We start from the raw sequence: 11564 nt of genomic DNA on the forward strand, positions 1-11564 counted from the left end.
ATCATCTGTAACAAAATGTAGCAATTAGGGGGGAGTTGTAACGACAGCAGAGAGTTTCCTTATTTTGATACGGCTAATTAATACAGTGAAGAGGTAACCAATAGCTAGCCCAGTACTCAAAAACCGTACAGCTACACTACATAGTTTTATAAAGAGGAAATCTATTAAAATAGGCTATTCAACCCTATTTGGTTTGAATTATCAAGTGTATTATCGCTTTGTAAACCTAAACTATAATGGCTTCGTTTGAGGCTTACAGAGGACGTTAAACTTAAATACTATTCACTTCCGTTAGAGTTATTACCGCTAGGTAATGAAACGTCTATTTTCGTATCTAAGTGAATGTTAGGTGGAATGATTTTTACTCGTAAACTTCACCGAAAAATAGTAAACAGTGAGCCTTCCTATACGAATTTTTACAGGCAGCTTTGAGCTTACACCAGTCCCTCAAACATGCAGTAAATATTGGTTGAAATTGTCCCAAATATGTTCATAACTTCACAAAAGCTAATGTCAACTTATGGCTATCAGTTGTCGTTAAGATCCTCCGCTACGGCATGTCAACAAAGCGCACCAAGAAGTCCTTAGCGGCGACCTGTTTTTATTGGTCATTGATTACCAGCTAAGGCTCACTGTTACCACAAAGTTGCCATTATTTTCTAGCGATTTGTGAAGTATTTTGTGATTTTCTCACGACTCTTGACGAAAAATCTTCAATAAAATTATCCCAATTTGACTACAGCTCAGAAAACCATTGAACAAGATTCTCATTATTTATGACGATCCTCATATGACTTAAAAAGCCAGAATAGTTCCCCCTTGAGTTAGGCTTAGCCAAGGTAGAGTTCGTGCAGTGAAGGCTAAAATCGAGTAATGAATATCTATTTGACTTAGTCACAATATAGCTTATGTAAAACACTAATGATTTCGATCACGGCTTGACTATCTAAAGCATAATAAATCGTTTGCGCGTCTCGACGAGTTTTTACATAACTTTCACGGCGTAACCAAGCCAGATGTTGTGATAGTGTTGATTGAGCAATAGGGAATAATTCGTTTAATTGACTGACCGATAATTCACCTTGCTGTAATGCACATAAAATCATTAATCTATGCTGGTTGCTCATTGTTTTTAATAGCTTGGTTGCTTTTTCAGCATTGGCTTCTAATTGGCTATAATCGGTCATTGTCTTCTCATGTTATTCGTTAGCAATGGTCTTAGATATTTTTTGGGCGACTTGCATGCCAATGAGCATTGCAATGAAAAATCCGAAAAACTTGATGTTACCTGTCAGTAAAGTAGCTAGAGCGGGTCCAGGACAAATTCCTATTAAGCCCCAACCTAAGCCGAATATGGTAGCACCAACGATTAAAGGATTATCTATTTTATTGTTGTTTGAGACAATAAATTCTTTATCGAGCAAAGGTTTGTCTTTAGTTCGTACCAGTAAAAAATAGCCACTGCCAAAAATGGTTAAAGCACTGGCCATCACCAAGGCTAAACTGGCATCCCATTGACCGGTTATATCTAAAAAATTAAGTACTTTTTCTGGATTAACCATTTGTGCAATGGTCAAGCCAGCACCAAATAATACCCCGGAGATTAACGCTATCATTAATTTCATCGTTTAAGCTCCAAGAATATGACGAGTAATAAATACCGTTAAGGCGGCGGTGATCATAAAGATTATTGTCGCAACTATCGAACGAGGTGATAACCGGCCAAGTCCACAGATAGCATGGCCACTAGTACAACCATTGCCAATTTTACTGCCAAAACCAACCAATAGGCCGGCAATAATAAGCAGTGGCCAACTTGCCTCTATATCGCTAGGTAATGGTGTTGTCGGGTTCATCGCAAAAAACACTCCAAGCATTAAGCCAAGCAAAAATAGCCAGCGCCATAATCGGTCATTATCAGCCGGTTGTATTGCGCTGTACAATATGCCGGATATTCCGGCTATTCGGCCATTAAAAATTAATAGTAATAGTGCCGAAACACCAATTAATGCACCACCAAACAAGGCGGTTAAGGGGGTGAATTCTGTCATATGTCTCTCTTTAGTAGCTTAAATAACGCTGTATAGTCAATAATAGTAATGTATAACACGTCAACTTTTTCCCGCTATTTCTCTGGGTAGAATAAGTTCTGCTTAATGGGGATTTTTAAAAATACTTGTTCACTCGGCTCCGCACTTGGTAATTTTCCACCGCGAATATTTACTTGAAGAGCTGGATAGAGCAGCTCGGGTACGGCTAAATTTTCATCGCGACTTTGGCGTAGCTGAATAAATTCTGCCTTTGATGTTTTACCATTAATATGAATATTATCGCGCTTACTCTCGGCCACTGTGGTGGTATAATTTAGCTGCCGACCATTGGGTTGATAATCATGGCAGACCCATAATTTAGTTTCCTCTGGTAGGTTATGAATAAGCTTAATACTGTCAAATAAAGTACTGGCATCACCACCAGGAAAGTCACAACGTGCGGTGCCGCCATCTGGCATAAATAGTGTGTCGCCAATAAAGGCATTATCTTCAACTAAATAAGTTAGGCCGTCATTGGTATGTCCGGGAGTTGCCAATACTAATACACTTAGTTGACCAAAATTAATCACCTGTTCGGAGCTAAGTAGCACATCAAAAACATCACCCGTTGCCAAAAGCTCTTGGTCTGAAATATTAAAAATTTGTTTAAAAGTTTGCTGAACCTTGGTAATACCAGCACTCACTGCTGTTTGACCGCCAAGTTCAGATTTTAGATAATGTGCTGCACTGAGATGATCAGCATGAGCATGCGTTTCTAAAATCCAATCGAGAGTGAGTTTATTTTTTTTGAGAAAGGCAATTTGATTATCGGCAAATTCACTCCAGATTTTACCAGACGACAATGAGAAGTCTAAGACACTATCAATAATAATGGCATGGCCGCCAAGCTTATCGAAAACGATATAACTGATTGTTGAACTGTAAGCATGATAAAAAGATTTAATATTGACCATTATGATTATTTTCTCTTGTATTCTTACTATGATATATCGTATATTAGCAATATACGATATTAAAAGGCAAGAAAAAATGTTCATTATTATTTATGCTTTATTAATTGGCCTGAGTTTAGGCGTTCTAGGCTCCGGTGGTGCCATTTTAACCATACCTGTGCTCATCTATGGCTTAGAGCAAAGCCAAATAGTAGCAATTACGAGCTCTTTGGTTATTGTTGGTACTATTAGTTTGTTTACCGTCATAGTGAACTTGGCCAAGAAACAGATTAATTGGTCGATAGTATTGCTGTTTGGTTTACCCAGTACGGTGGCTACCAGCTTGGTGATATTAGCCTAAATGCTGTTGTTGGTTTTTTAAAATATCAGCAGTTACTGGTGGGTATTAACCAAAGCCTTGATTGGCAAGTTATCGGCTTGATCAGTGTCATTGGTTCAATTGGCAGCTTAATAGGTCAAAAAATAGCTACGAAATTACCACAGAAAACAATTCGTCAGTTGTTTGCATTAATACTACTACTTATGTCGAGTTTTATTTTAATACAAACCTTACTCAATTTTTAACTGGTTTTAACCTTTAGGAAATAACAATGCTTATTAATGTTAAAGAGCTAGTACGTCTAGCAAAAAAAGAGATTATGGAAATAACGTGTGATGAGCTGTATGCACAGTTGCCAACCCAACCCCTGATTATTGATTTACGTGAAGCTGTCGAATTAGAAAATGGTCTGTTACCCGGTGCTATTCATATGCCAAGAGGTGTATTAGAAATGCGTATCACTTCCTTAGCTAGGGTTGCTGATACTGCTGAGCCATTACAGGCTCTTGCCCAGCAAAATATTTATTTATATTGCCAAAGTGACGCACGTTCAATCTTAGCCGCTCAATCATTAGCAAAAATGGGCCTTAATAAAGTTTATTCACTCACTGGCGGAGCTACCGAATGGCGCAATAAAGATCTACCGTTTAGCCAGTAACCGCCAAAGAATAAGCGAATAAATGCTAGCTATACTTGTGAATGCGTGAACTTATCCGTATGGAATTTTTTTGCTGTGGCAAAGATTATATTTCATATAGATTAATTACCTTAAAGGTTGGCATAAGCCGACTCAATTCATTCATGGAGAAGAGTGTATGGGAAAAGTAACAAATATAACCAAGGTAAAGTTTTCCATTGGCGACTTAATTCAACACCGACTTTTTGCATATCGTGGCGTTATAGTCGATGTTGATGTGAATTTTCAACTCACTGATGATTGGTATGATCAAGTAGCTAAGTCTCGACCGCCAAAAGATAAGCCTTGGTATAGTGTATTAGTTCATGGCAGTTCACATTCAACGTATGTAGCCGAACAAAACTTAGCCCCTGATGATATTTTGACCGACATCAGCCATCCAAAACTAACACACTATTTTTCTACGTTAGAAAATGGCCGATATGTTCGCAATAAACCGATGAATTAAGGCAGTAACCACATTAATGATCACTCGCTAAACCAGTTAGCTAATTACGAAAACATTTTTTTAAAACTGTCCGCCATCTTGATGAACTTTTCTTTCATCGAGCGCTTTAAATCGATATTGACACTACTAAATATCGAAAAGCCTTCAATAATAATGGTGGGGGTTGGTGTCGTTGACCTTACCTGGCTAACGCCATTATTAGGCGCTGAGTTATCAATACTGGCAAAAATACAAAAAGCTTTAGAAGCAACATTAATATTTTCCGGCACATAAATAGTATCACTACTAAAGAGGCTAAAAATTTTTATACGCACTTCTTGCTGACTAAATACTGCATCAGTAAAGTCGATTTTAGTGCTACTAAAAAGACTAAAATAACGTATCTCATTAGCAACTCGAAACGCACCACCACGATTGCTGCTACTAAATATATTTATCATGGTATCCACTTCTTCTGCTTCACCAGCAACAAAATTAGGCGCTAGGTCTTGCTTTTTGCTTTCAACAAAGGCTTTATCAACAGCAAGTGGTAAATCACTGGTCAGTTCAACAAGTGCTTGATGATTAGCCAACTCCATCGCTTGGTCTAAACGACGATCAAATGCTTCATAAGAGATTTCACCATGACTATAATTCATGATTAATTGATCAATCACTTCACTGCGAACAGTTTCAATGGGTCTATCTTCAAGATTTACTGACATATCTCTTCCTTGTTTTAACTAAGCTTGAACCTAAACGTAAACTAAAGGTAATTAGTTAACGAGTTATAATTAACTATCAAATAAAGCAAATGTTACGCCACAAATATAAAGACATAAATTCAATAACTTACAAAAACACAAAAGGTAATTTAGTGTTAAGTAAACTAGATGTTAGTTTATTTGACCACAGTTTTGCAAATAATCGTGCCTACATCGCTCTCTACAACCAGTCCTATTATATTAGCAGCTGTGTTATACCTCCTTCACCTTGATATAAAGGAGCTCTTCAACACAAAGTTCTGAAGTTAATAATTTTCACTCTGATAAGGTAATTAACTAACATACACTTTTCAGCTCCTATACCTTTATTTTCATCGGTAAACTTTCTTCATCTATCACACATCTCTGAAAATAATTTTACCGCACTAAAAATGGCATTTTGCCCCCTTTAAAAGGCTATTTCAGTGCCTTTTAACTCATTGTTTTTACTCGTATTAAATTGGTGGCTATTTTAACTACCTAGGTGGTAATCTTCACGCACTATCACTTGGAGGGCTATGATGCCGACAACTAAAAAAGACTTTATTGAGCACGACTTCTCTAACCAAGACTTGCAAGGCATGCGCTTTGAACAATGTAATTTCTATCGATGTAATTTTAATAGGTCTGATTTAAGCGATGTTGAATTTATTGAATGTAGCTTTATCGAGCAAGGTAGCATTGAGGGCTGCCGATTTGATTATGCGGACTTACGTGATACTAGCTTTAAGCAGTGTAGATTATCTATGGCTAGCTTTATCGGAGCGAATTGCTTAGGCATAGAGTTTAGGTCTTGTGACTTGAAAGGGGCTAACTTTGTTAAAGCGAGTTTTGAAAATACAATTTCACGTCAGTCATATTTTTGTTTGGCCTATATCACCGGATGTAATTTATCTTATGCAAACTTTTCTGGTGTGCGTATTGAGAAGTGTGACTTATTTGAAAATCGCTGGCATGGCGCTAACTTGCAAAGTGCGTCACTGAAAAATTCAGATTTAAGCCGCAGTGAATTTTCAGAAGATGCTTGGGAGCAGTTCCAAATGCAAGGTTGCGACTTAACACATACAGAATTAAATGGTCTCAACATCAGGCGAGTGGACCTTGATGGCGTAAAATTTTGTCATTGGCAACAAGAGCAATTACTAGAGAGCTTAGGGATCCTAGTATTACCCGACTAAAACAGATAATCGCAATTAAGACCGCTCAAATTGTCTTATCAGCAAGCTATACTTTTATCGCTAATATCAAGTTAACTATGGAAGTTTCCCTTATTATCATTCACTTCCTTTTAGTGCACTTAGTTACCCCTAGCCAATTTTATTTAACCAAAAGAAACGGTAATCTAATAGACATATATAGTGGCTTAGCTTAAAAGTGTATTGCTCAATTAAAAGGCAAATGCACGGAGTTGACGTGAGTCAATGAGTATCTAATACCCGTAATCAATCAAGATGCAAGTTTCAGAGTGCTTGAGCAATTTCACTACAAGGCGCAGCTTTGTAGTAATGGTTATTCCCTTACTAAGAGGTGTAACGACGTAGTGATGTTGCCCAAGCACTTCTGCGATGGGTTTAAAATGACTTTATTCAGCGTTAAATAATCAAACCATAGAATGACTATGCTTAAATAATTTACCTAGCCTAAAGTCATTTTAACTCCCACTGAAATCCTGCACTTTGAATGGTTACGGGTATAGATGCCTTAATTGGGCGATACACAAATAAGATAAAATACTATTAGTGGAGAATTGCGCGAATAGGTAGAGCCGCACAAATTTTAGCTTCAGCAATTAAAATTTCTTCTAAGCGCTGGTCAACTTCGCCTTTGTCACAATACTCGTACGCCAGCTCAACAAATAAGTTTTTATGCTTTTCTTCTGACTTAGCAATGGCGACATAAAAATCTTTATCTTTACCTTCAGGAAGTGCTTGTGAAACTAACCAAAACTTCTCATAACCACGCGCTTCAATAACGGCGGCAACCAGTAATCTATCCATCATAAAATAACTGGTGCCATTACGGAACAAGGCGCGGAGCTGGTTAATGTAAGGGTCTTTTTTATCTTGACCTAAGGTGACATCGCGGGCGACAAGTAACTTTAATACTTGTTTAAAATGAATAAGCTCTTCAATGGCTAAATCAGTCATAGCGCGAACCAATTTAGCTTTGTCTGGATAATGAGACAGCATTGCCATTGCCATACCTGAAGCTTTCTTCTCGGCTGCAGCATGGTCTTGCAAAAACAAGTTAAAGTCAGCCATAACGGCATCAACCCAATCTTGGCCAGTGTGGTGTTTTAATTCAAACATATTTACTACTCTCTAAGACAATATTTACTTAATGGAAATTACTCAATACAATTGGCGTGATTTTACCTGTGAACTTTTCACTCTACAATAGCTAAGCTAACTTGGCTGAATAAAATATGTTCTCAGAAAGGCTTAATAAAAAACTTTACCTATAAAACCTTTATAAATCCCGCGCTAGTCATTAACCTTTTACTAGTAAAGCAGCTTATCAATTTTGCCGTTATTAGTAGATTCTACTTTTAACGTGTTATTAAGGCCTTGCCAGGCTTTTACTTTACCGCCAAGGTTAATTTGTTTAAAACCGCCCTCTCTGGCCTTGTCACTATCAATATTAACAAAAGCTAACATTTTCATATAACTGTTTTTATCACTGACATCTATGGTCAATAGGTCTTGAGATCTGTCTTTAAAGTAATCGTTAATGCCCTGTTGATGACGGCTATAACAGCTAAGAAAGAATTCATCACTGTTAATATTATTGGCCGTTAATGGTGCAAAAACTTCATGATAACAACGTTTTAAATGCGGATTAAAGCCGCCATCGCTGCGCTGCAAATTCACTATCATGCGCTGTAATAACTGCTTGATTGATGGCAACCATTGTTCTGGTGACCGAGTGAGGTAAATAAACTTACTATTGGCGAAGTGTTTATCCAGTTTTTGATAATCACAAAAAATCGGCGTATCGGCTAATACTTGTGCTTGAGAAAAAGATTCTTGAGTATAGGCATTATGCGCGGTTTTAAAGCCTTGCTCTAACATGGCTAAACAAACACTGGTCGTTGCTGTTCTGGGTAAACCTATGATAAAAATTTTTCCGTCAGACACTAAACTAAGCCTTTATATTAAAAAGAAAATTTAAAATTAATTAAATTAAAAAATAGCTGATTATAACTTATTTCATCATTTAACAAACGCACAATTGACAGTGATCAATAAATACCTTATTGATCAGAGCATACTAGGTAAATACCTAAACAAAGACTAAGCAATGCCTAGTCCATTTATAGCAAAGAAGTAGCCAAGGAAATTTCATGACAGCACAAGATGAGCAGCGTGATAGTGTCAACTGGAGTGATTACTTAAAGTCCGGTAATCGTATCTTTATCGGCTCCAATGCCGCGGTACCGAATGCCTTGATAGATGACCTAATAGCCAATAGTCAGGGTTTGCATGATATTGAGACCGTCCATATTTTAACCCTTTCTGAAAATGTTTGGGCCAAGCGCGAACATAAAGATTTATTTAAAGTAAATAGTTTATTTATTGGTGGTAAAAATATTCGCGAAGCTATTGCCGAAGGGCGTGGTGACTATACCCCGTGTTTTATTTCCGATGTGCCACGCTTATTTCTTGAAAATATTTTACCCCTCGACGTAGCACTTATTATGGTCAGCCCGCCAGATGAATATGGTTACTGTTCATTAGGTGTGAGTGTTGATATCGTATCTTCCGCAGTAAAAGCAGCTAAATATGTTATTGCCCAGATAAACCCGAAAATGCCACGTACCAATGGCCATAGTTTTGTTCATGTAAATCAAATTCATGCCTGGATAAACGTTGCACAAGACCTACCACAAATAAAACCACCGAAAGTGGATCGCCGCAACGAGCAAATAGGTCAATATGTTGCTATGTTGGTTGAAAATGGCGCTACCTTACAAATAGGCATAGGTAAAATTCCCGAAGCGGTATTGCGTTATTTAGGTAATCACAAAGACTTAGGTATTCACAGTGAGATGATATCCGATGGAGTGGTTGATTTGATGTTAAAAGGCGTGATTAATAACCGCAAAAAAACCTACCACAAAGGCAAAGCGGTAGCGACTTTTTGTATTGGCACGCAAAAAGTTTATGATTTTGTTGATGGCAACCCACACATAGAATTTTATCCGTCAGAGCATATCAACTCACCGGTAAAAATTGCTAAAAATGACAATATGGTGTCTATTAATAGTGCCATTGAAGTCGATTTAACCGGTCAGGTAGTTTCAGACTCTATTGGTTATCAATTTTACAGCGGCATTGGTGGACAAGTTGATTTTATTCGTGGCTCATCACTGAGTAAAGGCGGTATGCCTATTATTGCCCTGCCCTCAACTACCCGAGATGGCAAAATATCTCGTATTGTTGCCCATATCACTGAAGGTGGCGGCGTAGTAACTTCGCGCGGCCATGTGTCCTATGTGGTGACCGAGTTTGGTATTGCCTCCTTGCGCGGTAAGAGTATTAGAGAGCGTGCCTTAGAGCTGATCAGAATTGCTCACCCTAAATTTAGGGATAAATTACTTGCCGATGTGCGTAAACATTATTGGGTACCAGAATATCAAGAAAGCTCTCCGAGTTCGGTACCTGAACTAGGCTCAATTGAAATGAAGCGCTTTAATTTTGCCGATATTAATTATATCTTAAGGCCACTTGCGCCAGCAGATGAGCGAAAGTTACAAGAGTTTTTCTATTCCCATAATAAAGAAACCTTGATGATGCGCTACAACCATCACATTACCCAGATGACCCGGGAGAAGTCCTGTAACTTGGTCAGCGTTAACCAACATGTAGATCTTGCCTTGTGCTTTACCAAGAAAGATTCTTTAGGTGAAGCGATTGAGGCCGTGGCTCGATATTATTACATTGAAAGTATTAATAGTGGTGAGGTGGCCTTTGTTATTAAAGAAAGTTTGCGTGGCCGCGGTATGGCAACTACCTTACTCGGTGAAATGATTACCATCGCCAAGATGCGTAAACTAGATAGCCTAGTGGCTTGTGTACGCAGTGATAATGGCTCTATGTTAAAAGTCTTTGAACGTTCCGGCTTTGTCCGTCAAGCCAGTGATGATTATGATGAAGTGAGTTTAAAGCTGACCCTGAATGAAGAGACAGTAGAAAGTTAATCTCTATTTGATATATAAATTTAAACGACTTAAATATCCCGTGACTGTTCAGCTTTAAGCACTATGGTGCAAGTAAAAGGAAAAGGCACGGAGTTGACGTTAGTCAATGAGTACTTTTGACGCCTTAATTGCGTCATAGCGCAACAAGATGAATAGTCACTAACAATTATGAGAAAGTTATGCCAGTTGGAATAATAGGCCACTACCACTGTGGCGAACATGACATGGGTGAACACCACCCTGAAAATGCTAAACGCTTAACCGCTATTTCAGACCAATTAATTCGTAGTGGCTTAGATTACGTCGTCCGTCAATTTGACTCAAAGCCTATCGATAAAAGCTTGCTAACCCTAGCGCACACGCAAGAGTATATTGATTTTGTTTTTGATAATGCGCCCAATGAAGCTAAAGGCGAAGAAAATTTTATCGTCGGTGCAGACGCAGTAATGAATACAAAATCACTGACCGCTATTTTGTATTCCGCTGGGGCTGCGGTTGATGCGGTTGATCTCGTCATGGAGGGCACCCTAAGCGCGGCATTTTGTGCCACTAGGCCGCCAGGTCATCACGCAGAACATGATAAAGGCATGGGTTTTTGCTTTTTTAATAATGTTGCCATTGCTGCCGCTTACGCTAAACAAAAGTATGGTTTAAAACGCGTCGCCATAGTCGATTTTGATGTCCATCACGGTAATGGCACCGAAGATATTATTAAGAATCACTTTATGGCCACAGCCAAGGATGACAAAGGTTACCTGTTTTGCTCAAGCTACCAAGACCCACTGTACCCCTTTGAAGTTGAAGAAAGTAATACCGCACCAATTATCAATACCCCGTTAGCGGCAACAACAAAGGGTGAGCAGTTCAGAGAAAAGTTAACTGCACACTGGTTACCGGCATTACACCAGTTTAAACCCGAGTTGATCATTATCTCGGCAGGCTTTGATGCCCACATCGAAGATGATATCTCACAAGTGAGCTTAACGGAGTCGGATTATCGCTGGATCACCGATGAACTTAAAGTTATCGCCAATAAATACGGTGGAGGAAAAATTGTTTCTGTGCTTGAAGGCGGTTATGCCCCCAGTGCACTAGGGCGAAGTGTTGTTGCACATATTAATGGTTTGATTGGTAATTGATCGTGATTAAATAT

General features: G+C 38.5%; 14 protein-coding genes. 7 read left to right on the forward strand and 7 right to left on the reverse strand.

Features of this window, described 5'->3' with window-relative positions:
* Window positions 1-890: 890 nt before the first annotated feature.
* The 4 genes from ASU03_RS11160 to ASU03_RS11175 form a co-directional block, all read right to left on the reverse strand.
* The gene (locus tag ASU03_RS11160; RefSeq protein WP_057181420.1) at window positions 891-1187 is read right to left on the reverse strand and encodes an ArsR/SmtB family transcription factor; all 297 of its coding nucleotides are present in this window, start codon (window positions 1185-1187) and stop codon (window positions 891-893) included.
* A gap of 12 nt (window positions 1188-1199) precedes the next feature.
* Complete coding sequence (locus ASU03_RS11165; RefSeq protein WP_057831877.1) at window positions 1200-1625, reverse strand: YeeE/YedE family protein; 426 nt, start codon at window positions 1623-1625, stop codon at window positions 1200-1202.
* A 3-nt stretch (window positions 1626-1628) separates the two neighbouring features.
* Complete coding sequence (locus tag ASU03_RS11170) at window positions 1629-2051, reverse strand: YeeE/YedE family protein (RefSeq protein ID WP_057831878.1); 423 nt, start codon at window positions 2049-2051, stop codon at window positions 1629-1631.
* A 74-nt stretch (window positions 2052-2125) separates the two neighbouring features.
* Window positions 2126-3004: an MBL fold metallo-hydrolase gene (locus ASU03_RS11175; protein WP_057831879.1), complete on the reverse strand. Its 879-nt coding sequence runs from the start codon at window positions 3002-3004 to the stop codon at window positions 2126-2128.
* A 76-nt stretch (window positions 3005-3080) separates the two neighbouring features.
* On the opposite strand from ASU03_RS11175, the gene ASU03_RS11180 reads away from it, so the two are divergent.
* From ASU03_RS11180 to hspQ, 4 genes are all read left to right on the forward strand, one after another.
* A complete protein-coding gene (locus ASU03_RS11180) occupies window positions 3081-3344 on the forward strand; it encodes a TSUP family transporter (protein ID WP_057831880.1) in 264 nt (87 codons plus the stop codon).
* Window positions 3278-3568: a TSUP family transporter gene (locus tag ASU03_RS19935; protein ID WP_082627252.1), complete on the forward strand. Its 291-nt coding sequence runs from the start codon at window positions 3278-3280 to the stop codon at window positions 3566-3568. Before ASU03_RS11180 ends, ASU03_RS19935 begins: the two co-directional genes overlap by 67 nt.
* A gap of 26 nt (window positions 3569-3594) precedes the next feature.
* A complete protein-coding gene (locus ASU03_RS11190) occupies window positions 3595-3981 on the forward strand; it encodes a rhodanese-like domain-containing protein (protein WP_057831882.1) in 387 nt (128 codons plus the stop codon).
* 157 nt (window positions 3982-4138) lie between these two features.
* Window positions 4139-4468, forward strand: a complete 330-nt coding sequence (gene hspQ / locus ASU03_RS11195) for a heat shock protein HspQ (protein WP_057831883.1) — start codon at window positions 4139-4141, stop codon at window positions 4466-4468.
* A 44-nt stretch (window positions 4469-4512) separates the two neighbouring features.
* Here hspQ and ASU03_RS11200 read toward each other — a convergent pair whose 3' ends face one another.
* Window positions 4513-5172, reverse strand: a complete 660-nt coding sequence (locus tag ASU03_RS11200; RefSeq protein ID WP_057831884.1) for a LiaF domain-containing protein — start codon at window positions 5170-5172, stop codon at window positions 4513-4515.
* A 560-nt stretch (window positions 5173-5732) separates the two neighbouring features.
* Here ASU03_RS11200 and ASU03_RS11205 point away from each other — a divergent pair.
* Window positions 5733-6389, forward strand: coding sequence for a Qnr family pentapeptide repeat protein (locus ASU03_RS11205; protein WP_057831885.1), 657 nt, complete (start codon window positions 5733-5735; stop codon window positions 6387-6389).
* A gap of 558 nt (window positions 6390-6947) precedes the next feature.
* Here ASU03_RS11205 and ASU03_RS11210 read toward each other — a convergent pair.
* Together ASU03_RS11210 and ASU03_RS11215 are read right to left on the reverse strand one after the other, a co-directional pair.
* Complete coding sequence (locus ASU03_RS11210; RefSeq protein ID WP_057831886.1) at window positions 6948-7520, reverse strand: tRNA-(ms[2]io[6]A)-hydroxylase; 573 nt, start codon at window positions 7518-7520, stop codon at window positions 6948-6950.
* 192 nt (window positions 7521-7712) lie between these two features.
* Complete coding sequence (locus ASU03_RS11215) at window positions 7713-8348, reverse strand: sulfotransferase (RefSeq protein ID WP_057831887.1); 636 nt, start codon at window positions 8346-8348, stop codon at window positions 7713-7715.
* A 206-nt stretch (window positions 8349-8554) separates the two neighbouring features.
* Between ASU03_RS11215 and ASU03_RS11220 the strand changes: the two genes are divergently transcribed.
* Both ASU03_RS11220 and ASU03_RS11225 read left to right on the forward strand, forming a co-directional pair.
* Window positions 8555-10411: a GNAT family N-acetyltransferase gene (locus tag ASU03_RS11220; RefSeq protein WP_057831888.1), complete on the forward strand. Its 1857-nt coding sequence runs from the start codon at window positions 8555-8557 to the stop codon at window positions 10409-10411.
* Window positions 10412-10590: 179 nt separating this feature from the next.
* Window positions 10591-11550, forward strand: coding sequence for a histone deacetylase family protein (locus ASU03_RS11225; RefSeq protein ID WP_057831889.1), 960 nt, complete (start codon window positions 10591-10593; stop codon window positions 11548-11550).
* The last annotated feature ends 14 nt before the right edge of the window (window positions 11551-11564 follow it).

It is taken from the genome of Colwellia sp. TT2012, from assembly GCF_001440345.1.
GTDB lineage: Bacteria > Pseudomonadota > Gammaproteobacteria > Enterobacterales > Alteromonadaceae > Colwellia.

What these genes read in the sequence shown, in the direction of transcription:
- ASU03_RS11160 (WP_057181420.1), bottom strand. Translation starts at nt 1,187, where the DNA reads ATGACCGATTATAGCCAATTAGAAGCCAATGCTGAAAAAGCAACCAAG.
- ASU03_RS11165 (WP_057831877.1), bottom strand. Translation starts at nt 1,625, where the DNA reads ATGAAATTAATGATAGCGTTAATCTCCGGGGTATTATTTGGTGCTGGC.
- ASU03_RS11170 (WP_057831878.1), bottom strand. Translation starts at nt 2,051, where the DNA reads ATGACAGAATTCACCCCCTTAACCGCCTTGTTTGGTGGTGCATTAATT.
- ASU03_RS11175 (WP_057831879.1), bottom strand. Translation starts at nt 3,004, where the DNA reads ATGGTCAATATTAAATCTTTTTATCATGCTTACAGTTCAACAATCAGT.
- ASU03_RS11180 (WP_057831880.1), top strand. Translation starts at nt 3,081, where the DNA reads ATGTTCATTATTATTTATGCTTTATTAATTGGCCTGAGTTTAGGCGTT.
- ASU03_RS11190 (WP_057831882.1), top strand. Translation starts at nt 3,595, where the DNA reads ATGCTTATTAATGTTAAAGAGCTAGTACGTCTAGCAAAAAAAGAGATT.
- hspQ (WP_057831883.1), top strand. Translation starts at nt 4,139, where the DNA reads ATGGGAAAAGTAACAAATATAACCAAGGTAAAGTTTTCCATTGGCGAC.
- ASU03_RS11200 (WP_057831884.1), bottom strand. Translation starts at nt 5,172, where the DNA reads ATGTCAGTAAATCTTGAAGATAGACCCATTGAAACTGTTCGCAGTGAA.
- ASU03_RS11205 (WP_057831885.1), top strand. Translation starts at nt 5,733, where the DNA reads ATGCCGACAACTAAAAAAGACTTTATTGAGCACGACTTCTCTAACCAA.
- ASU03_RS11210 (WP_057831886.1), bottom strand. Translation starts at nt 7,520, where the DNA reads ATGTTTGAATTAAAACACCACACTGGCCAAGATTGGGTTGATGCCGTT.
- ASU03_RS11220 (WP_057831888.1), top strand. Translation starts at nt 8,555, where the DNA reads ATGACAGCACAAGATGAGCAGCGTGATAGTGTCAACTGGAGTGATTAC.
- ASU03_RS11225 (WP_057831889.1), top strand. Translation starts at nt 10,591, where the DNA reads ATGCCAGTTGGAATAATAGGCCACTACCACTGTGGCGAACATGACATG.